Origin of the sequence: Asanoa sp. WMMD1127, from assembly GCF_029626225.1 — a bacterium.
Lineage (GTDB): Bacteria > Actinomycetota > Actinomycetes > Mycobacteriales > Micromonosporaceae > Asanoa.
Map to the genome: position 1 here is coordinate 4,980,339 of NZ_JARUBP010000001.1, position 20,162 is coordinate 5,000,500.

Consider the following 20,162-nt stretch of genomic DNA (forward strand, 5'->3'; position numbering starts at 1 on the left):
ATGGACGAGCCGCTCCAGGCGCTGTTAGCTTCGCTCTACGCCGACGGCGTGCACCATGACGCCGCGGAACCGGACCGCCTTCTGCGCCGGCGCAACCTCGAGCCTGCCACTGCTGAGTTGCTGGCCCAGTTGGTCCGCATCGTCGGGGCCCGTCGGGTGGTCGAGATCGGGACGTCCAACGGTTATTCAACGATCTGGCTGGCGGTCGCGGCCCGGGACGTGGGCGGCCGGGTGGTGTCGGTGGACGTGCAGGAGTGGCCGGAGCTCCGCGCCAATTTGCGGCGCGCGGGCGTCTCGGTCGACCTGCGCCTGCTGGAGGGCGGCGCCTACCTGGCCTCGTTGCCGTCCGGGAGCGTCGACCTGCTGTTCCTGGACGCGGAACGCGAGGAGTACGCGGGCTGGTGGCCGGACCCGATCCGCGTGCTGCGGCCCGGGGGAGTGCTGGCGGTCGACAACGTGCTGTCCCACCCGGGCGAGGTGGCGTCGTTCCTGTCGTTGATCGCTTCGGACCCACGCTGCCGCTCCGCCACGGTGCCGGTCGGCAAGGGCCTGTCTCTTACGTGGCGCGGCCACTGAGCGCGGCGGTGACGTCGAGCTCGATCAGCTGGCCCGGGAAGCCGAGCCGCGAGACGCCGAGAAGCGTGCTTGCGGTGGTGAACGCGGGCGCGAGCTCGGAGTCGAGCAGGCGGCGCCAGACGTCCCCGAGGCTGCGATCGGCGTCGTCGGTGACGTAGATGACGGTGCGTACGACGTCGTGGGGTGTGGCGTCGACGCTGGCGAGGGCGGCTCGCGTGTTGGCCACGACCTGGTCGACCTGAGCGAACACGTCCCCACCCCCGACAAGATCGCCACCGGCGTTGAGCGGACACTGCCCGGCGAGATAAACGGTCGTCCGCCCCTCCACGAGAGTGACATGGTGGTAACCGGGCGTAGCGTGCAGTCCGTCAGGGTTGAGTCGGGTGATCGTCATGCCGCCCAGTCTGTGCTGGTGCTGGAGTGACACGCGACCGGTTTTGCCCCCCGAGAGCCGGCCCCGGACCCGTCGTGTACAGTTAGCGCCCGTGCGTCCCGGTAAACTGGGCTGCACAAAGCAAGTCCGGGTGGCGGAATGGCAGACGCGCTAGCTTGAGGTGCTAGTGCCCGTATAGGGCGTGGGGGTTCAAGTCCCCCCTCGGACACGCAGAAAGCACACGGCCGAAGTCGTTGGACACGACTTCGGCCTTGATCGTTTCTGCGCCAGGTTCGTATCGCATCCGCAGACCGATGCGGCTGTAGATCTCCGCCTTGTCGCGCGGGTCGGCCCGATTCAGGATCGCGAGCAGCCCGCCGAGCCCTTCCACGATCGCGGCGATTTGATCTTCGTTGAGCCGCTGTGGCGGGCCGTCGGCGACGCCGATCCGGGCCACGGTGGCGGTCCGGATCGTCGCGGTTTCCCGGATCCAGCCGGCGATGAGCGCCGGGTCGCCTCCGGCGTCGAGGGTCGCTCGGTATCGGGCGATCTTCGTGTCGCAGTCGTCCACGATCTTCTGGAGGCGCGCGGTTTCGTCGTTCGCGCGGTACTCGGCGAGTTGGGCGCGGTGGTGGGCGTCGGCGAGCTGGCGCAAGGTTGCGGTCAGCTTCTCGGATCCCAACTCTTCGAACAGGAACCGGTCGATCTGGTTGGCGATGGCGTCCTCGCGGAGATAGAGGACCGGCGGGTGCGCGATGCCGTGCTGGCGCACGAAGTCACGCGTTGCCTTGCAGCGGTAGTAGAGGCGGCCGTGGTTGGAGTTGCCGACCATTCGCCTTTCGCAGAGGCCGCATGTGATCAGACTGCGGTAGAGGTAGGGGCGCTCGGTCCTGCGCGGCGCCTTGCCGCTCTCGCCTGATGTGCCGCGGTGTTTGATGGTGTCCTGGACGCGTTCGTAGAGGTCGACGCTGACGAGCGGTGTGTGCGCCTCGGCTTTCGACCAAACCCAGTCCTCCGGGGCGTTCCACCGATGACGGTTCTCGTGACCGAGTGCGATGTCCTCGACGTCGAGGAGTACCTCATCGGTTCGTTGGCGGTTCCAGACCTGTCGGCCGGTGTAGCGCGGGTTGAGGAGGATCGCGCGGATGGCGGTCGTCTCCCAGACCTCGGCACGGCGGTGCGGGTTGCGCGCCCGGTCGTAGGCGGACGGGCACGCGATCCCGTCTTGCGTTAGACCGCGCGCGATCGACGTCATTCCGCGGCCAGCGACGTACTCCACGAAAATGCGCTCGACGACCGGTGACGTGACGGGATCGGGTTCCAGCTTGTGAAGCCGCTTGCCTTCCGCGGCCTTCCCCGGGTTCGGGTGCGGTCCGGCGTCGGCGAGCCGGTAGCCATAAGGCGGGCGCCCGCCGAGGAAGCGGCCCTCAGTCTCCGTTTGCGCCTTCATGGCTGACCGGACGCGAATCTTGATCCGGTTCCGCTCGCCCTTGCTCATGCCGCCGTAGAGCGCCATCACGAGGTCGTGCGCGTCGCTTCCGGGGTCGACGGCACCGCCAACCTCGGGCACCCAGAGCTGAACGCCGTAGTGCACGAAGACGGGGAAGGTCATGCCGAACTGGCTTCCGTAGAACGCGCGCTGCGGCTCGCCGATGACCACAGCGTCGAAGGTGCGAGCCGGACTCTTGATGGCGTCGAGCAGGCGGAGCGCGTCGGGGCGTCGCTTCCATGGCAGCGATCGGGAGAGGCCGACGTCGAAGAACTCTTCGACGATCGCTCCGCCCGCTGGTGCGATGAGGCTGCGGGCGCGGGAGAGCTGCCAGCCCTTCGACGCCTCTGGGTCCTGCTGGTCTTCGGTCGACACGCGTCCGTAGAAGACGAACCTCATGTCTGTCGATTCTTCCGGGCGCGGTCGATGATTCGCCACAGAGCGTCAGCGGCTGCGTCCGACATATGGACGTCTACGGACGCCTTGACCTGCCCATCCTCGATGACCAGCGTTTTCGTCTTTCGCGATGTGCGCATTTCGGCGGTGCTCGCCGCTTCGTCGTCGATGATCGTTTGAGCCTCCTCTCAGTCGTGGTGGGTGCCGCGCGGACGTCCGTCCGTCGTTCGTCCGCGCGTTGATGTGCGCAGACGCGCGCGCGGGAGCGGACGTCCGCGCGGACGATCGCTACCTTGCGGTGCCTCGCCAACGCCCGCGGGACACTTGCTGGGCGTGGTTGTCGGCGGCGAGCACTTGTAGCCGGTCGTAGATCCATGTGCGTCCCATTCCGGTGAGTTGCATCAGGTGCGGGATGGTCAAGCCCTCGTCCGGTGCGTCTCGCAACGCTTGCCGCAGCGCTTGTTCCGGATCGTCGCTCTTCGGTGGCGCGATGACTTCGGTGGGCTCGATCGGCGTTGGCCGGTCGATCGCGGCGGCGGAGAGCGGGTCGAGGTGCGGCCTGGTGGCCGCGTAGCGGTGGGCGGTCGCGTTGACGTGGTCGTCGGTAACGAGGTAGCCGCGGGCGCGGCGTGGTTGGGTGTGTCCTTCGGCGAGGACGTAGAACTTGCCGGGCGCGTCGAGGGTATGGGCGTGCCAGCCGGCGGCTAGCAGCCCTTGGTCGAGGATGAGGTCGACGTCGCGGCGTTCCCGGACGCGTAGGCAGATGCGCACGCTCATCTGCGAGCGCAGTGCGCCACCGCCCATCGCCTTCTGCGTCGGTCGTTGGGTGGCGGCGAGCAGGTCGACAGCGACGGCTCGGCCGCGCCGGGCGATGGACTCCGCCCGGTTGACGGCGTCGGGCGCAGTGTCGACCAACTCGGCGTACTCGTCGATGATGATCACGAGGGCCGGTCGGTCTGGGCTTGTCTGCCACACGCGGACGTTGTGTTCGGCCGCGTGGTGCGCCCGTGCTTCGAGGATGGCAACGGCGTCTGTCAGGAGGGTGGTCGCCTCCCCGGGTGTGGTGGCGAGCCGGTCGAGGCAAGGTGCCCAGGGGCGAAGCTCCATGCCGCCCTTGAGGTCGATGCCCCACAGGACGACGTCGTTGCAAGCGGCGAGGTTGCCAACGATGACGTTGACTACGCCGCTCTTGCCCGAATCGGTAGTGCCGCCGATGAGCGCATGTCGGCGTAGCAGCGAGACGCGGACATTGCTGGCGTCTTCGAAGACGCCGAGGTCGATCGGGTCGGCGATTGAGCGTGCGGTCGGGCCTGACCATGGGATGGCGCCCGCGTGCGGGTCGGCGGCGAGGACGCGCATCATGAACCGTCCGGCGTGGGTTGGGTCCTGCTCGACGCGGACGGCGCCGGGTCGTGTTCCGAGCGCGGATTCGATCGCCGGCACGTGGGTCACCACGTCTTGGAGCGTCTGGCCGGGCCGTAGTGCCATCCGAGCGCGCCAGCCCCAGGTGTCGACGACAGCGGACATGACGCGTGAGCCGGCAAGGCCGATCGCTTCGGCGATGTCCGGCCATGCTTGGATCGTCCGGTCAACTCTCACGCGAGCCCGGCGACGACGGTGTGTCCACCATGGAACGCCGAGCAACACAACGGATGCCAGCAACAGCAACGGGAGCGGTTCCCGTCCCGGACCGACTGCGGTTGCTGTCGCGAGCCACCCGCCCGCCGTGACGGTGGCGACCGTAGCGAAGGCGCGTTCGGTTGTGCGGGAGATCCCCCAGGGCAGGCCACGGAACGCCGCCAGGATGGCTGCTGCGCCGGTTGTGAGGGCAATCCAGGGCCACGTCCCCGGGTTGGTGCTGTGGAGCACCGCGGCGGCGACTGCGAGGGTGAGCGCGAGGCTGAACGGAGCCAACTCCGATCGGTATCGGAACACTGCCCGACCGACGGCCGCGAGTCCCATGAGCACGAGAGGCTCACGGTCGATGATGAGCAGCGGTTGGGCGTTCTTTCGGCTCCATCGGCGATGCCGCCTGCTGTAGGCCCTCATCGGCTCGGCTCACCCAGCCCGGCATCTGGGTCGTGCTGCGCGAGTTCGTCGCGGAGGTAACTGAGGGGGTCGCTCTCACCCTCGTGCTCGGCCGCGAGGGTTGCACGACCCGCGGCGAGGACGTTGGCCAACTCGGTCCTGGTCCACGCGAGAAGCGTCGCCAGGCGGCGCAGCTCGGCGAGCATGACCGGGATGTCGGCAAGCGCGGTGCGGACGGCGATGGGCGTTCGCCGCGCGATGGCTGCTTCGAGGTGGCGGGTGATTACTGTCCGATTGACGGTCGTCCTGGGTTTGTCCGATGAGGACTTCATGGGGTCGGCGTTACCTCCTTTCGTTCTGGCGTAACGGTGTCGTCGGCCGCGGTTCCGGACTCCGATGCGAGCTGTCGGCGGATCTCGGTGGCTTTGGGTCCGGCGACGCGGAGCTTCTTGCGGAGGGCGTCGCGGGTGATGGGTCGGCCGTTGTGCGCGGCACGGTGTTCCGTGTCGGCGCGGCGAGCGGCTTCCATGAGTGCGTCGTCGGTGCGTGGCGCAACGCGCCGACGGGGACGTGGCCGGGGACGATCGGTGGGACGGGACTCGGTCCGGTCCTGAGTCCGGTCCTCGATCGGGAACCGCGCTGGTGCTGCGGCCTGGTCGCGGGTGCCTGGGTCGGTACCGCCGTGCGTTGGGGCGCCGCGGGCGATCGTTCGCAGCGCGTGAAGGTGTGCCGTGAGCCCGAGGACGGCCGCAGGCACGGCACCGACGAGAACGACGACTGGCCACGAGATGAGGACCAAGCCGGCGGCAACCAAGTGGTAGACGGCGTTGCCGACGATGCTCGCCATGATGGCGCCGATGGCGTTCGCACGGGCGAACCGGCGAGCGCCGCGCTCGCCGTGCGGACCGGAGAGCCAGACCCGAGCGGCGGTCATCGCGTACGCGTCGATGGTGATCGGCAGCAACCACGCCAGCCGCTCAGGCCAACCGGCGAGCAGCGCCAGCCCGCGCAGTCCGGTGAAGCTCGCCGTGGCAGCGGACGCTGCCGCGACCGCCATGCCGACGATCACCCATGCGTCGCGGTCGGACCGCTTGTGTCTACCCACCACTCAGAGCTCGATCCCGGCGACGAACCGCGCGACGGAGCGCAGCCCGTTGCCGATCTCAGGACCGATCGAGGACGACGCCAGGAAGTAGCCGAACGCGGCACAGATCGCGGCCTGCCAGAGCGGCAGTCGGGCGTACCGCCAGAGCAGGTAGACGAACACGCCGAGCAGGACGACCGCGGAGACGGAGACGATCATTCGGCACCCCCGTCCGATCGCCGGGTGCGGCGCCGACGACGGCGGGCCGTACGGTCGACACCCTCGTGCGAGCCGCGAGCCTGCCGGCGGCTCTGCCACCGCAACCGGGCGGAGCACTTCCGGCAGCGACCCGCGCCGGTCCGGTCGTCATCGAGCCGCGCCCCGCACGCGCATGCCGGGCCGTCCGATCCCAAGTTGACGTTGATCGTGGACCTCCTCTCGTCACGTCACCGCCGTGATGCGGCGACGCAAACGAGAGTGCGGCGAAAGCACGAGACGTAGTCACTACGTGGCTGGACGTATCGAAGATGTCTTGACTAATGTGGTCACGCCTGCGAGACGTCCTGTCCTGGGGAGACGATGGCCAACGACCGACTACGCAGCGCCATGCTCGAAAAAGGTGTGTCGACCTCCGAGCTGGCGACTGTCTTGCAGGTTGATCCAAAGAGCGTCGAGCGCTGGGTCGGCGGACGGACTCCGTACCGTCGCCACCGCTACACCGTGGCCGCTCACCTGGGCGTCGACGAGGACTATCTCTGGCCCGACGCGCTGACACGCGACCAGATCGCCAACGCCAGCGAAAGCGAGATCGTCAACATCTACCCGCACCGCTGGATGATGCCGTCGGACATGTGGCGCAACTACTTCGACAATGCCGAGCGCGAGATCGGCATCCTGGTCTACGTCGGCCTCTCGCTAGCCGAGGACGAGGGATTCCAGCGCATCCTGCGGAGGAAAGCCGGCGACGGAGTCAACGTCCGCATCCTCCTGGGCGACCCGGACTCGGAGAACGTCAAGCTACGCGGCGAGGAGGAGGGCATCGAGTCGACCATCATCGCCAAGGTTCACAACGCGCTGGTCCTCTACCGGCCACTGATGTCGGTCGACGGGGTGGAGTTCCGCCTCCACGGCACGACGCTCTACAACTCGATCTACCGCGCTGACGACCAACTGCTGGTCAACACTCACATCTACGGCTTCCCGGCGTCGCACGCGCCCGTGTTGCACCTGCGCCGGGTAGCCGGTGGTGACATGGTGTCGACGTACATGGAGAGCTTCGAGCGGGTCTGGAACCTCGGCCGCCCGCTGGACTGAGGAGAACCGTGGCGAGCCGCATCGACTTCTACGACGACCCGACCGCACCCAAGCCGAACAGCATCGTCCTGTCGACCAACGTCGTCGTCACCAACGAGGCAGGCGAGATCCTGCTGATCAAGAGGAGCGACAACGACAACTGGGCTCTGCCGGGCGGCGCCATGGATCTTGGCGAGTCGCTTCCCGATGCCGCAGTGCGCGAGACCTTTGAGGAGACGGGAGTGTCCGTGGAGATCACCGGCCTGGTCGGGATCTACACCGACCCGAAGCACGTGATCCTCTACACGAGCAACAACGAGGCGCGTCAGGAGTGCGCGGTGGTTTTCGCCGCGCGCTCGCTCGGCGGGGCGCTGACGCGCAGCTCGGAGTCGCGCGAGGTCGAATGGGTAGCACCGGCTGCGGTCGACGGCTTGGCCATGGACCGATCGATGCGCCTGCGCCTCGGCCACTTCCTCGCCGGCGGCGACGCGCCGCACCTCGGGTAGCGACGCCTTGGACCCAGACTGGCTTAGCGCGAGCGCGGACATCTTCTCCGCGGTCGGCACCGTCGGCGCATTCGTGGTCGGGTTCACGATCCTGCGCCGCGAGCTGCGTCGCGAGGCGGACCGAGCCGACGACCAGCGCCGTGCACAGGCAGAGCGCATCAGCGCGTGGGTAGAAGCATCCCGCAAGCCCGACGGCACCCGCGAGCTGGCGTTCCACATCCACAACGCGAGCGCGATGCCGATCTACGACGTCGAGCTGCCGCTCCCTAGCCACCCTGGGGAAGAGAACGGCGCCGAGTTCATCGGCCTGGTGCCGCCTGGTCAGACGATCCGCCGCGCCGCCCCGCCTGAGTGGATGCGGTCATACGTCGAGCCAGAGCCAGTGCAGATCGAGTTCCTCGACAGCGCCGGCCGCCGCTGGGCGCGAGACGAACAAGGATCGCTCGCCGAGGCGGATGCCGACCGCTAAGCGTGCGCCAGCGCTGCCTCGACGGCGCGCACAGACGCGAAAATGACCGGCGTCGCCTCCTGCATCGTCAGCGTGACGAGGTGGCCGTCGCCGTACCGAGCGACGATCTCGGAGAGCCGGTCACGCGCTTCGACGGGCTCGCCGTCCGGGCTCGTCGTGATGTCCGCGTAGGTGATGGCGTCGGCCAGAAGCCCATCGACCGCTGGGAACTCAGCGATGAGCTCCTCGTCCAAGCCGCGGTTTCGCGCCTCGATCACGGCACAGGTGTGGTGGGCGATAAGCCGGCAGAGACCTGGACTGGCCCCGACGACATCACGCAGGTAGCGCGCGCCATCGAGCTGATGCATCCCGGTCCGGACAAGCGCAGGCGCGTAGCCGATGTCATGGAGCCACGCGGCGGCGACCAACAACTCGGCCTGGTCGCCCACGACATGAGCCACAGCCTCAGCCTTGATCCCCACGCCGCAGCAGTGCGACCACCGCCGCGGAAGCACCTCGCCGAGCACCTCGCGCGCCAGGTCGCGCGCCCATTGGATATCCCCCACGCAAGGAGACTAACGATCGGCGCCAATCACTCCGAGCGGACGAACCATCCGACGCCATGAACAGCGCGGATGAGCCCGGCGCCCTCGAGCTTTGCCAACCCGATGCGGACGGTGCTGCGAGTGACGCCATATTGCCGCGCGATGGCCGCTTCGCTGGGGAGAACGTCAGCCGGTCCGAACTCGCCGCGCTCGATCCTCGCCAGCAGGTCACAGCCGATGAGCCGGTGCCGCGCTTGCGCCAGGCTGTGATCGCCTTCCGCCACGGTCACGAACCATCCTCGGCCGCTGGTCGCGGTAACGAGGCCCTCGTTCGCGAGCGTGCGCAGCGCGCGGCGGAGCGTGTTGCGTGCGACGCCATACTGCCGCGTCAGCGTGATCTCCTTGGGCAACTGTTTGTGCAGCTCGCCGCGAACGATCCGGGTTCGCAGACTGGCCGCGATGTCCTTGTACGGTGCCGGTCTATCGGCCGAGCGCGCCATCACGCGACGCCGTCAGGCGGAAGAACGATGCCCGCTGCGGCAGCTCGCGACAGGACGGTGGTGAGTCGTTGAGCGGTCGATTCGGCTATCTGTCCAAGGTCAACGGCCGGCCGCGCGCGGTAGTCGACAGCGCTCCGCAGCATGCCGAACTCGCGACCGACGTCGAAGCCGACGTTCTCCAGCGCCAGGGCGAGTAGGTCTGCTGACATCCGCGCAGCCTGACGCGGGTCGGATGGTCCTCGTGTCATACCTGAAGCGTTGACGCTCCGTAGCTGTCGCTGAACCACGCGGTAGGGACGTCTCCGGACGAGTTCGGTACCATCGAACGACCATCGCCGATGGGAGCGACATGGAGCATCCGCTTGCCGACGCTCTCCGCAGCGTCGGGGTAAGCAAAGTCGAGGTCGCGCACCGCCTGAGCGTCGATCCGAAGACAGTAGAGCGGTGGATTGCCGGCCGGACGCCATATCCCCGCCATCAGCGGGCGCTCGCCGGACTAGCCCGGCGAGACGCTAGCGACCTGTGGCCGAATGCCACTGCCGCTGGGCCACATCGAAGGCGGCGTGCGACTGCGCCGAGCGCTGCCTACCCGCATCGTTCCGAGGTGCCGACCGACGCCTGGCTCCGGCTGTTCAGAAACGCGCGAGCGGAGATCGATGTCCTGGCATACGGCTGTCTGTTCGTGGTGGACGAGCCAGAAATCCAATTGGCGCTCGTCGACCGCGCCAAGGCCGGCGTGACCGTTCGTGTGGCTCTCGGCGATCAGAGTGGCGATCGAATCCGGGCACGCGGGGTAGAAGAGTGGGGAGGACGCGGGATCGAGACACGTGTTCGCACGGCACTAGCGACGTTCAGGATCCTCGGCCGTCAGCAAGGGATCGAGGTGCGCACCCACAATACGACGCTGTACAACTCGATCTACCGCGCGGACAACGAGATTATGATCAACATGCACGTATTCGGGACGCCGGCTGCGGATGCACCAGTTCTTCGCCTCAACGCTGACCTCAGTCCGGAGACGGCGAGCGTCTACCAAACATCCTTCGAGCGGGTGTGGGTCAACGCTAGGCGACTGACGTGGTGACCGGGCGAGGGTGATCCTCGATCATCGACATTAAGGCAAGGATTGCCGTAGCCAGCTTGCGTGCCTGGAGGATGGGAAGTTGACGAGTGCTGTCAACACCGTCCTCGACGAACTCGATCTCCACCACTGTCACCGGAATCCGAGAGCCGAGCGAGACGAGCCGAACGTTGGTGCCCACGAGGTCGTTTGGCGACGAGGCCGTCCGGCCCTCAGACCGATGTCATCCCCAAGTTGTTCGTTCCCCCCGCACCATCCAGGGTGTCGAGTGAGCATCTCGCCTCCCTTCGCGACCTACTTCCCTACCATCTGTACTCGCCTCGCATGGCTGGAGAGTAGGGCCTACTTCAGACGTCCTCGGTCACCGCGCGTCCCTACTTGGAACCGTCGCCATCCAGCCATCCGGACGCCGGAGGCGAGTGGTTGCGAGGAGCACCTGTCGGTCAGGCTCCGACCCACGGGACCGGAACACGTAGCTCATCGACCTCTTCGCACCACACGATGGGCCTAAGTCACCATCACGTGTAACCCATTCGTATGAGGACACACAGCATTCATTCGGTAAACTTTCCGTACGAAGATCGCAACCTCGGGAGCAGCGGCGATGCCACTCCACATTAGCCGTATCGAGATCGAAAACTTTCGGAACTTCAAGCGTCTGCTAATTGACCCGTTTCCCTCGACCGCAGTCGTAGTCGGTGAGAACAACGTAGGAAAAAGCAACCTCCTAATGGCGATTAGGTTACTGCTGGACCCTGATCTTCCCGACAGCGCGAGATCGCTGCGCGAGGAGGACTTCTACGATAGTGGCCAAGGCCCCTGTCTGGGCGAGAGCATTCGGATCGCGGTGGAGCTGAAAGGGTTTGATGAGGATGTAAAGGCAATGGCCGTCCTGGCCGACTGCCTAATTTCCGACGAACCCGCGCATTCGCGAATCGAGTATGTGTACGAACTCAAGTCGTCTATTGATCTTCCCGACGATGAACTCGATGACGAAATCGGGGATGACGATGACGAGGCAGACGACGAGGACGACAACGAGGGGGACGACAACGAGGAGGTCCAGGAGCCATCGATAGACGACTACGAGTGGGTCGTCTACGGCGGACCTGAGGAGGAGTGCAGAGCCGTTCGGTTTGAGCCGCGCCGATACATTGGTGTCCGCGTTTTGCCAGCGATGAGGGACGCAACCGACGAACTCCGCAGCAGGAGGTCACCTCTCCGGGAACTTCTCTCTCGGACACGGCCTGAGAGCCAGGTATTGTCGAGCGTTGCTTCCGAGGTCACCGCGGCAGTCGAGGAGCTTCTGGAGGACGACGCAATGTCCTCCCTGCAAGACGCGATCCGAATGCAAACAACAGAGATGGTCGGACCGGCATTCCCTGCCCTGCCGACACTCGGCATCGCCCCCGCGGTCCCAGCGCAGCTACTACGTCAAATTCGGCTGTATACCGATCAGACTCGCCGCCGCGGGATGCTAGATACAAGCCTTGGTATCGCAAATATTCTCTACTTGGCCTTACTCCTCCAGGCGGTCTCGGAGCGACGGGGAACCGACAGCCACGTAACAACCATTCTTGGAGTGGAGGAACCCGAGGCGCATCTTCATGTTCAGATTCAGAGGAGGCTATTCGGCTATCTGCTGCGCGCGGAGCCAGCCATTCTCTTGACGTCCCACAGTCCGCACATCGCAGCGGTCGCCCCACTCGACAGCATCGTGCTGTTACGGGAAACCGATGAAGGAACTGCTGCCACAACCGCAATGAACGTCGGATTTACTGAGGAGGAAAAGGAGGACATCGAAAGATACCTGGACGCGACTCGCGCTGAATTGTTGTTCGCTCGCTTCGTGATTCTCGTCGAAGGCGACGCGGAGCGGCATGTTATTCCTGCCATCGCCTCCGCGTACGGGTTTGACCTCACGGAGTATGGAATTAGTGTAGTATCCGTGCAAGGAACCGATTTCGGTCCTTACCGATCGCTTCTCGGAGCTAGTGGACTAGACATTCCGCACATCGCAATAACTGATGGCGACCGGCGAGACCAGGTTGGCCCATCCACGACTGACGGGATTCTTCGAGGTCTTCGCCTGATGTCCAACCAAGTCCTGGCAAAGTCACTCCGGGCGGAACTCGGGTTTCCTGCAAGGCCGCGGGCCGTTGGGCACGTCAGGCTCACCGGGACTTTCCGTCGGTTGCGAGGGTAAAGAATAGCGATCTCGTGCGCAGGGACGCCGGCCTGGAGGATTCCCTGCGTTACCTCGACGCATTTTTCCGCATGATCGGCGACACCGCCATCAACAGCCTGGAAATCGACGAGCCCGGAGCAAGATTACGGTCGTGTGCTTGAGGCGCTGGAGCAGGACGGAATATTCGTTGGCGACACGACCTTGGAGACGGATCTCGCCCGAGTGTTCCCGAGTGCGTTCAAGGCCGCGGGGGATGAAATTTTCAGTACAGCGATTGCCGCCAAGATGCGGGACGAGATTGACCGGCTCTGCGCCACTGATGATTTTCAGATTCGCAAGGAAATCGTCCGCCGTATCGAAAGCAGGGGAAAGGGCCGGTTCGCTCAGCGACTCGCGAGCCACCTTGTCCGCGAACTCACCTATCCAACTTCAGAGGAAGCTCTTGGGAACAGCGTTTTGCGCGCGCTAGATTATGCAAGCGTGGTATGTCGTGGGCACCCGTTGAACGACGGGGACGATGACTCTGAACGCGTAGGCGCCGAAGCGCGAGCCGCTAGACCGTGAAGCGACTGTATGTAAGCCGCGTACTCGCTTCCGAGATCGGCCGCCTAAATCAGGAGCAGCGCGACGCTGTCCTGTACGACAAGAGTTCTGCTGTGCTAGCGGGACCCGGCAGTGGAAAGACCCGGCTTCTCGTGACTAAGGCGGCATACGTTTCTGAAACCTCGGTAAGCGCGCCCGGGCGAGTAGCGTGTATCACCTATGGGAATCAAGCTGCTGACGAGATTCGACTGAGACTAGCAAAGTTGGCCCCCGGCGCTCTTCGGTCGGGCGTGGTGTCGACCGTGCATGGATTCTGTCTGTCCGAAGTGATCGCCCCATTCTCGGCGCTCTCTGGGTACGCCCCCTTCGTGAGCGGATGCGTACTGAACCAGCGGCAGGAACTGCGGCTCAGAGGAGCCGCGTACGATGCTGTCGGCCTTTACCAGGACCCCACGTGGAACCGCGAGAGAGACACAGCCTGCAGGCGTGCGCTCTTCGCCGGAGAAGACACGAGCTCGCTCAGCGTTGACGTGGTTGCAGCGGCGGCAAAGTACGACGAAATGCTGGTTGCTACCAACAAACTCGACTTCGAAGCTATGGTGGGCCGGAGCCTCGGAATACTTCGATCCCGCGAGAAGGTTCGGCGGATACTTGCGGCCCGGTTCCCCTGGATCCTTGTAGACGAGTATCAGGACTTGGGTCCGGTCTTACACGGCATCGTAACTCTACTGAATGAGGCGGGGTCGCGGATCTTCGCGGTTGGGGATGCGGACCAGTCAATCATGGGGTTTACGGGGAGTGATCCGAAACACCTCATCGATTTTAGCAGGAGCGTCAGGTGCTTCACACTGTCCGTCAATTATCGGTCGGGAAGCGCAATCGTCTCTGCAGCCACGAGGGTGCTTGGCGAAGAACGCGGCTACTCTTCAGGAGCTGACATAGGGGACGTTAAGAGATTGGCTTACAAAACAGTTAGATTTGGCGGGCCTGCCGGTGTTATCCGAGCAAGCGGACTCATGGCCTTACGGACGTATCGTCCGATTCCTCCAGAGTGCCGCAAGCTGGCAGCTTGACCGGCGCCTAGAGCATTCGGCCGGCGCCTCGCGGTTTGGGTTTGATGATTTGGTGGACAGCTACCGCCGCGTTACTCGGCCAGCGTCCGGCGCTGTACCGTCACTAATCTCAGATAGGCTTAGTCTTTGGCGTTTTCTCTCTAAAGTGCCAAGTGGCGCAATCACATTGCAAGGTTGGTTGAGCGAAGCAGAGGATCATTTGAAGCTCGCGGTGCGGTTAGGAGACGCTGCGGAAATTCAGGAACAGTCCGCTCTTAGAGAGCTATCTAGCTCAAAGTTTAGCAAGGTATCCCTCGCCGAATTTGCGGGCGATGCTGCCTCAGTTGGGAAAGTGCGAATAGCGAACTACTATGCATCTAAGGGGCGCGAGTGGCGTTACGTCATCCTCCCTTACCTCCAAGAGGCGATCGTCCCAGGATGGCCACTGGACTACGGTCGACCATACAGGCCCGACGAAAAGTACGTGCAGCAGGAGCGTCTCCTCTTTTACGTTGCGATGACACGAGCGAAAGAGGCGGTGGTCCTAATTTACTCTCCGGAGTATCCAGTAAGAGCGCAGCCTGTTGCCTACCTAAGCCCGTCCCGCTTCCTTGCCGGGGTTGGCGCGGTGAGTCTTCCGACGACGTAGTATTTCCGTCCCGCAGAGGCTAAAACGAGGCGGGGAGCGTTGCATGCTGCTACCGCGATGTGTCGAGATCCTTACAACGGAACCTGACTAAGCAAAAGAACCTCCAGGTTCGGCATTAGCCGGAGCGCGGCGGTCGCTGCGCTCTTTCGCTCCTCGATCTGCTGTGCCTTATAAGGGTTGAGGGCGTTCGTACGTGGTATCAGTTGCAGCATGGGACCGCGAGCGTCAGAGGTCCCAAGTCGGCTGCCTGCTCGGCTCGTTGAGGCGTCTCGCGATGTGTCCGATGCCTATGACGCTCGTGGGACAACGTTCCACTAGGATCCTGAACGAGGAACGATTCAAGGGGGGAGAGGCTCCATGGACATGGCGACTCTCAGCGGACTCGCCACGAAAGCAGTGATCAGCGGCAGCGCTCTGGTTGGTCGCAAGCTCTTGACAACCCATCAGCGCAACAAGATCGCCACGGAGGCGGCAAGTGTTGTGGTCGCCGGAAACACCGAGCGTTTCGTCGAACATCTTGAAGGGCGCCAACTCCGAAGTTTTAAGGAGTTCGTGCAGTCTGCGCAGTTCGAGAGCCTCGTCCGCCAAGCGATGATTGCGTCGCTTGCGGCGAAGAAGGATGAGGCGCACAGCTCCATTCGAGAACAACTCCGCCATGGCCTTCGACTCAGAGCGTTCACTGAAGCCGACTTGTTACAAGCCACCGACATCCTTCACGAACTCGTTGATGCCGCTGTCCACGCAGTGCGTCAATCGGCGACGCCGGGCACGCTTGACACTGCCCTAGCGGTGGCGATGGCCGGAAATGTCGCCATTGCTGGTGTGCGTAATAGCGAGCTTTTACGTCAGATCGGATCCCTAGACGAGATTGATCGCTTTGTGCGGGCGGCTCGGGCGGCGGCCAAGTCTGGCCACGCCAAACTACGCTTGGCTGCTCATGACATGAATAGACACGTCGACTATTCGCAGCTTTACGTCGCACCGACGTTTTTATTGAATTCCTCCTTCACGCGAGAAGGCGTTCCGCCTTCTGGGGCTGAGCGTTGTTCGCTTACCGACGCGCTGTACAACAAGATGAGGTTCGTCGTTCTAGGTGACCCGGGCGCAGGGAAGTCGACGCTGGCGGGAAAGCTGGCCCATGACCTGGCGACCGACAAGATCGCCGGGCTTGAAGGACAGGTTCCGATACTGCTCGTCGTGCGAGCGCATACCCAGTCTTTACGGACGGACCATCAAACTCTGCTGCACTACCTTGAGGCAGCCTGCCGCAGGCCCGGCAATGTGACTCCTCCGCAAGGATCACTTGAACATCTTCTGCTAAATGGTCGAGCAACAGTGATAATAGACGGAGTCGACGAACTCGGCGAAGGCGCGTTTCGGAAGTCGTTCGTACAACTTGTTGAAGGATTTGCGCATCGCTACCCACTCGCTCGCGTCGTCGTAACTTCGCGAATCGTTGGATACCCAGAAGCCTCTCTCGACGCGGAGCTATTCCCAACAGTTAACATCGCACCATTTGATGAAACGCAAGTTGCCTCGTATGCCAGCCGATGGTTCCGGCTAAATCCGTCGTTGAACGCAGAGCAGCGGAAGCAGCTTACGCAATCGTTTATGCGTGAAAGTGCCGCCGCACATGATCTGCGAATCAATCCGCTGCTGCTTTCGCTTTTATGCGGACTATATTCTACAGTCCATTATATTCCGCGCAACAAGCCGGAGATTTACGAGAAATGTGCCGAGCTGCTATTCGAGACGTGGGACCGGTCAAGGGGGATTGAAGTAACCCACCGCTACGCCGCGCATATTCGGCCGGCTGTTCAGCGGCTCGCGTGGAGGCTTTTCACAGATGAACGGGGTCGACAGGCACTGCCACGATCGGAGATCGTCGGGTTCCTCGCCGAGTATATGCGGGCTAAAAGGTTCGAAGATCCTGATGAGGCCAGTCAGGCTGCTACCGATTTCCTGGACTTTTGCGCAGGTCGCGCATGGGTACTCACGGAGGTCGGATCCGACGCTTTGCAGCCCCGTTACGGGTTCGTCCATCGTACGTTTCTTGAATACTTCGCAGCGTCGCAGCTTGTAAAGCAAGACCCCAACCCCGCGGGAATCTGGGAGCGGCTAGAGCCGCGCTTGCGAAATGGCACTTGGGACGTCGTTGGGCAGCTTAGTGTCCAGATCCTGGACCGCAATATTGAGGACGGAGCGGATCGCATACTCCAACTAGCCTTGGACCACCTCGACAGGGCTGTTTCCAATGTCGACAATCACCTGTCCTTTGTTGCTCAGTGTATGGACAATATTGCGCCGGATAACGCCACCGTGCGCGGAGTCGCCTACGGCATTCTCAAGAAGGTCTGCGAGGTTCCTGCGTCCGCGCGTCGTACCACGAGCATGACGGTGGCTCGGTCTGTGAATGATGATTCCTTGAGCCGCCTCTTAAGCGTCAATTCACCAGACAACGCCGATCGCCTCGTGCGAGGAATCGCCGAAGCGGTGATCCATTATGCGGAGGAGATGCCGTCGTCCCGTTCGGCTGGATTAGTGTACCAATTCTTTCTAGGCAAATTGTTCAAAGCAACCAACCCTCTGCCATTGCAGGCCCGAGTGGCTGAGGAAATTGAGAAGTACCCGGTACCTGAGGCTGCGGCGCTCTGGCGTCGTCGCCTTGTCGGCCCCAGCGTGGAGGATTTGGCGGCAGGCGGGTTGTCTTTGCTCTACGAGACCTCACATGTTTGTCTTACCATGAGAGGGCCCACGTTACGTTTCTTACTGCCCCGAGCGCCGTCAGATTTTGCTGGCGCGGAAGGCGACCCTGATGTTGCCGCGAATGCAACTCTTGAGAGTTACTACTCACAGGTTGTCGCGGGGTTACATTGGCTTGAACGAGCGGAACTATCTCCGCATCCATGGGGGTACGCCCTCACGCTCATTGACCTCACCGCGTTCAAGTCATTGTCGCAGCGAGCGCGAGGTTCGCTTTTACTACTCCTATTACCGGTTTTGAGGATAGCCGACGCACAGCGTGACCATGGCTTGTTCAATCAGTTCATTTCGGCAGTCCAAGGCCGCTACGCGGAGGCCGCCATCGAATCCGTCAATTCGTGGGCTTTGCCAACTGAAGCACATGATTTCATGGTCGACTGGGTGCGCCGGCCCCGATAGTCGCCTAGGCTCGCCCGAGCGGTGTGTTGCTGTCGAGTGCATAGGCCCCTGACAGAACCGTCAGTTTAGAGAATTCTGGCCTGCGGCCAGGTTCCTGAATGTCCCTCGTATCGATCCTCGGACACTTGATCTTGGCGGTGCGCTAGACGACTGTGCGCCGCTTTGTTACTCGCCGACTTGGCGCAGCGGCTGTGCGCCCCGCCCTGTGATGTCGTTCATATTGGTCGCCATTCGGTAAACAGTTCGCCGAGTCGGGCCTTGGTCTGGTCCGTCAGGATCTTCGCTGCATCGTCTCCGAGTGGCTTTAAAGCGTACCGCCGTACGTCCCGATGCTTCTCAGGTGCAGGGCAGATGAACACGGCCATAATCCGCAGCGCGCGTGTGGCTTCTTCGCTTGTCACAAGGTCAAGGAGTGGGAAACCGGCGAACGTCGCTGCCTCGAAACCCTTCCAAACCTTGTCTACAACAAGGACGACGACGGCGTCGGTGACGTACGAGCGTTCGATATGCGAAGGCGAAGCTAGGATGGCGCCTTTGACAATGTCCGGGATGCTGTTGAACGCCCGTCGCGCCGTTTCCGTCGCTCGCGCCATTGCAACGAACAGTTCGCACCAGCCGTGGTCTGCGAGCTCGCGCCTTGCGCCAGCAGCGTCCCGGGCTGCTCGGTCGAGCTCACTCGCGATCTCATGCCAGGTGTCCTTCGTCATCGCTTCAGCGAAGAGCGTCACCTGGTCAACGGGAGAAGGGTGAGCTGAGGCCGGTTCCGGTCGTCGCGCTTCGGCCGGAAGCGCAAGCCAGTCTGCGATGTCGAGCCTCGCAAGGTCACTGGTGAGCTCACGGTTCCGATCGTTCTGGGCCAGTAGCCTCGTAGCCGGACGGATGCGGAGTGCCGTCTCACACCGCTCGCGACTAGGGCGTGTCCTGGCGATCATCGGAGCCAGATCAACGCGGCGACGAGGAGCAGGCTTGACCGGTAGAGGGCGGCGCGTTTGGCGAAGCGGGTGGCCAAGGCACGCCATTGTTTGAGCCGGTTGAAGCAGCGTTCCACGACGTTGCGTTGTCGGTAGACGTGCGGGTCGAACGTGGGTGGGCGTCCGCCGCGGCTGCCTTTGGCAGCCCGGCGGGCGACCTGGTCGGACCGTTCCGGGATGGTGTGTGGGATACCGCGCCGGCGTAGCCCGCTGCGGGTCGGGTCATGGGCGTAGGCCTTGTCCGCGATCAGCATCCGCGGCTTCTTACGCGCCCGACCGCGTCCAGACGTGTGGACCGCGATGGCGTCCAGCAGCGGGAACAACAGCGGATTGTCACCGGCTTGCCCGGCGGTCAGCAACACCGACAACGGCCGCCCGCGGCCGTCGACCGCGAGGTGGATTTTGGTGCTCAGGCCGCCCCGGGACCGGCCCAACGCCTCACCATCCGCCGCTGGTATGGCCACACCACCGGCAGATCCCCTTTTTTGCGTGCCCCGGCGGCGTGCTGGTGGGCACGCACAACACTGGAGTCCACGCTGATGATCCATTCGACTGGTTGGCCGTCGTCGTAGACCTGCGCCCGGGCCAGGATCAGTTCCCAGGTGCCGTCCGTGGTCCACCGCCGCAGCCGCTCGTGGCAGGTTTTCCACGGCCCGTAGCGTTCCGGCAAATCCCGCCAGGGCGCCCCGGTCCGCAACTTCCACAAGATCCCGTTGATCACCTGACGGTGATCACGCCACCGCCCGGACCGACGACCAGGCTCGGGCAGCAACGGCCCGATCACCGCCCAAGCCTTGTCCGTCAACTCACCACGACCTACACCCGACACATCAACCAGAAACGATCAACTGATCGCCAGGACACGCCCTAGCCCGACGGTCTGTCTGACCGCTGCCGGCTTGATCGAGCCATCCCTGCCAACCGTGCTGCGACCCACCACAGCCGGTGCAGCGACACGAACGGCCCGTTGCGGTCGCACAGTTGGAGTTGTGGTTGCCGTTCTCCACAGTGCGATCACCCCACGCAGCTGTGCTTGACGGTCACGAGGGAGCAGGTCTGTCCTGGCGCACCCTTCGTACACATGTAAATACGTTACGTGGCGAGCGCCAGACTGAGCTACCGCTGAATCGACATCACGTTGGTCGCAGTCGCCCAGTTGACGCGGTTGTGGCCGGATCCCTATCGATCTCGCTGTGACCTGCGGCGTATGCGAGCTGACACTGCTGGGTGGACGACCCAGCCGGCAACCCGATCGGGCGGGCTTTGCGCAAGATCTTG

The 20,162-nt window shown here is 63.7% G+C and carries 21 protein-coding genes and 1 tRNA gene; 12 read left to right on the forward strand and 10 right to left on the reverse strand.

All coding sequences use genetic code 11. The features are described from left to right. Positions 1–576 carry a class I SAM-dependent methyltransferase gene (locus O7635_RS23890; protein WP_278082695.1) on the forward strand — a complete coding sequence of 192 codons (576 nt, stop codon included), beginning with the start codon at positions 1–3 and terminating at the stop codon, positions 574–576. Here O7635_RS23890 and O7635_RS23895 read toward each other — a convergent pair. Beyond that, the gene (locus O7635_RS23895) at positions 557–970 is read right to left on the reverse strand and encodes a RidA family protein (protein ID WP_278082696.1); all 414 of its coding nucleotides are present in this window, start codon (positions 968–970) and stop codon (positions 557–559) included. The two genes, O7635_RS23890 and O7635_RS23895, sit on opposite strands and share 20 nt — an antisense overlap. A gap of 124 nt (positions 971–1,094) precedes the next feature. Here O7635_RS23895 and O7635_RS23900 point away from each other — a divergent pair. Beyond that, positions 1,095–1,178 (forward strand) — tRNA-Leu (locus O7635_RS23900). On the opposite strand, the gene O7635_RS23905 is transcribed toward O7635_RS23900, so the two are convergent. The 5 genes from O7635_RS23905 to O7635_RS23925 all read right to left on the reverse strand — a co-directional run bounded on the left by O7635_RS23905 (position 1,134) and on the right by O7635_RS23925 (position 6,165). Continuing rightward, positions 1,134–2,837: a recombinase family protein gene (locus tag O7635_RS23905; protein ID WP_278085562.1), complete on the reverse strand. Its 1,704-nt coding sequence runs from the start codon at positions 2,835–2,837 to the stop codon at positions 1,134–1,136. The genes O7635_RS23900 and O7635_RS23905 overlap by 45 nt on opposite strands. A gap of 285 nt (positions 2,838–3,122) precedes the next feature. Next, complete coding sequence (locus tag O7635_RS23910) at positions 3,123–4,883, reverse strand: FtsK/SpoIIIE domain-containing protein (RefSeq protein WP_278082697.1); 1,761 nt, start codon at positions 4,881–4,883, stop codon at positions 3,123–3,125. Beyond that, positions 4,880–5,194: a hypothetical protein gene (locus O7635_RS23915; RefSeq protein ID WP_278082698.1), complete on the reverse strand. Its 315-nt coding sequence runs from the start codon at positions 5,192–5,194 to the stop codon at positions 4,880–4,882. Before O7635_RS23915 ends, O7635_RS23910 begins: the two co-directional genes overlap by 4 nt. Further along, the gene (locus O7635_RS23920) at positions 5,191–5,931 is read right to left on the reverse strand and encodes a DUF2637 domain-containing protein (protein WP_278082699.1); all 741 of its coding nucleotides are present in this window, start codon (positions 5,929–5,931) and stop codon (positions 5,191–5,193) included. Before O7635_RS23920 ends, O7635_RS23915 begins: the two co-directional genes overlap by 4 nt. Before the next feature lie 39 nt (positions 5,932–5,970). Continuing rightward, positions 5,971–6,165 (reverse strand): hypothetical protein, encoded by a 195-nt coding sequence (locus O7635_RS23925; RefSeq protein WP_278082700.1) that lies wholly within the window; start codon positions 6,163–6,165, stop codon positions 5,971–5,973. A 501-nt stretch (positions 6,166–6,666) separates the two neighbouring features. On the opposite strand from O7635_RS23925, the gene O7635_RS23930 reads away from it, so the two are divergent. The 3 genes from O7635_RS23930 to O7635_RS23940 are packed head-to-tail and all read left to right on the forward strand — an operon-like array spanning position 6,667 to position 8,214. Next, positions 6,667–7,260, forward strand: a complete 594-nt coding sequence (locus O7635_RS23930) for an XRE family transcriptional regulator (RefSeq protein WP_278082701.1) — start codon at positions 6,667–6,669, stop codon at positions 7,258–7,260. Positions 7,261–7,268: 8 nt separating this feature from the next. Beyond that, positions 7,269–7,745 (forward strand): NUDIX domain-containing protein, encoded by a 477-nt coding sequence (locus O7635_RS23935; RefSeq protein WP_278082702.1) that lies wholly within the window; start codon positions 7,269–7,271, stop codon positions 7,743–7,745. A 7-nt stretch (positions 7,746–7,752) separates the two neighbouring features. Continuing rightward, positions 7,753–8,214 carry a hypothetical protein gene (locus O7635_RS23940; RefSeq protein ID WP_278082703.1) on the forward strand — a complete coding sequence of 154 codons (462 nt, stop codon included), beginning with the start codon at positions 7,753–7,755 and terminating at the stop codon, positions 8,212–8,214. Here O7635_RS23940 and O7635_RS23945 read toward each other — a convergent pair. Together O7635_RS23945 and O7635_RS23950 are read right to left on the reverse strand one after the other, a co-directional pair. After that, positions 8,211–8,759, reverse strand: coding sequence for an HD domain-containing protein (locus O7635_RS23945; RefSeq protein WP_278082704.1), 549 nt, complete (start codon positions 8,757–8,759; stop codon positions 8,211–8,213). The two genes, O7635_RS23940 and O7635_RS23945, sit on opposite strands and share 4 nt — an antisense overlap. A gap of 26 nt (positions 8,760–8,785) precedes the next feature. Continuing rightward, positions 8,786–9,238, reverse strand: coding sequence for a GntR family transcriptional regulator (locus O7635_RS23950; RefSeq protein WP_278082705.1), 453 nt, complete (start codon positions 9,236–9,238; stop codon positions 8,786–8,788). 68 nt (positions 9,239–9,306) lie between these two features. On the opposite strand from O7635_RS23950, the gene O7635_RS23955 reads away from it, so the two are divergent. The 7 genes from O7635_RS23955 (at position 9,307) to O7635_RS23985 (ending at position 17,913) form a co-directional block, all read left to right on the forward strand. Then, a complete protein-coding gene (locus tag O7635_RS23955) occupies positions 9,307–9,435 on the forward strand; it encodes a hypothetical protein (RefSeq protein WP_278082706.1) in 129 nt (42 codons plus the stop codon). A 407-nt stretch (positions 9,436–9,842) separates the two neighbouring features. Further along, positions 9,843–10,322, forward strand: coding sequence for a hypothetical protein (locus O7635_RS23960; RefSeq protein ID WP_278082707.1), 480 nt, complete (start codon positions 9,843–9,845; stop codon positions 10,320–10,322). A gap of 601 nt (positions 10,323–10,923) precedes the next feature. Next, positions 10,924–12,525, forward strand: a complete 1,602-nt coding sequence (locus tag O7635_RS23965; protein WP_278082708.1) for an AAA family ATPase — start codon at positions 10,924–10,926, stop codon at positions 12,523–12,525. A gap of 135 nt (positions 12,526–12,660) precedes the next feature. Further along, positions 12,661–13,071, forward strand: coding sequence for a hypothetical protein (locus O7635_RS23970; protein ID WP_278082709.1), 411 nt, complete (start codon positions 12,661–12,663; stop codon positions 13,069–13,071). Next, a complete protein-coding gene (locus O7635_RS23975; RefSeq protein WP_278082710.1) occupies positions 13,068–14,123 on the forward strand; it encodes an ATP-dependent helicase in 1,056 nt (351 codons plus the stop codon). The genes O7635_RS23970 and O7635_RS23975 overlap by 4 nt, the downstream gene beginning before the upstream one ends. 178 nt (positions 14,124–14,301) lie before the next feature. Beyond that, positions 14,302–14,751, forward strand: a complete 450-nt coding sequence (locus tag O7635_RS23980) for a 3'-5' exonuclease (protein ID WP_278082711.1) — start codon at positions 14,302–14,304, stop codon at positions 14,749–14,751. Between the two features lie 357 nt (positions 14,752–15,108). After that, positions 15,109–17,913 (forward strand): NACHT domain-containing protein, encoded by a 2,805-nt coding sequence (locus O7635_RS23985; RefSeq protein WP_278082712.1) that lies wholly within the window; start codon positions 15,109–15,111, stop codon positions 17,911–17,913. A 215-nt stretch (positions 17,914–18,128) separates the two neighbouring features. Here the strand turns inward: O7635_RS23985 and O7635_RS23990 are convergent, their stop codons facing one another. After that, positions 18,129–18,641 (reverse strand): hypothetical protein, encoded by a 513-nt coding sequence (locus tag O7635_RS23990; RefSeq protein ID WP_278082713.1) that lies wholly within the window; start codon positions 18,639–18,641, stop codon positions 18,129–18,131. Positions 18,642–18,841: 200 nt separating this feature from the next. After that, positions 18,842–19,713 (reverse strand): IS5 family transposase gene (locus O7635_RS23995; RefSeq protein WP_278078570.1). Its coding sequence is split into 2 segments (ribosomal slippage): positions 18,842–19,353 and positions 19,353–19,713, totalling 873 coding nucleotides; the frame shifts between segments, so codons are not numbered across the junction. Positions 19,714–20,162: the final 449 nt, after the last annotated feature.

What these genes read in the sequence shown, in the direction of transcription:
- O7635_RS23890 (WP_278082695.1), top strand. Translation starts at nt 1, where the DNA reads ATGGACGAGCCGCTCCAGGCGCTGTTAGCTTCGCTCTACGCCGACGGC.
- O7635_RS23895 (WP_278082696.1), bottom strand. Translation starts at nt 970, where the DNA reads ATGACGATCACCCGACTCAACCCTGACGGACTGCACGCTACGCCCGGT.
- O7635_RS23905 (WP_278085562.1), bottom strand. Translation starts at nt 2,837, where the DNA reads ATGAGGTTCGTCTTCTACGGACGCGTGTCGACCGAAGACCAGCAGGAC.
- O7635_RS23910 (WP_278082697.1), bottom strand. Translation starts at nt 4,883, where the DNA reads ATGAGGGCCTACAGCAGGCGGCATCGCCGATGGAGCCGAAAGAACGCC.
- O7635_RS23915 (WP_278082698.1), bottom strand. Translation starts at nt 5,194, where the DNA reads ATGAAGTCCTCATCGGACAAACCCAGGACGACCGTCAATCGGACAGTA.
- O7635_RS23925 (WP_278082700.1), bottom strand. Translation starts at nt 6,165, where the DNA reads ATGATCGTCTCCGTCTCCGCGGTCGTCCTGCTCGGCGTGTTCGTCTAC.
- O7635_RS23950 (WP_278082705.1), bottom strand. Translation starts at nt 9,238, where the DNA reads ATGGCGCGCTCGGCCGATAGACCGGCACCGTACAAGGACATCGCGGCC.
- O7635_RS23965 (WP_278082708.1), top strand. Translation starts at nt 10,924, where the DNA reads ATGCCACTCCACATTAGCCGTATCGAGATCGAAAACTTTCGGAACTTC.
- O7635_RS23985 (WP_278082712.1), top strand. Translation starts at nt 15,109, where the DNA reads ATGGACATGGCGACTCTCAGCGGACTCGCCACGAAAGCAGTGATCAGC.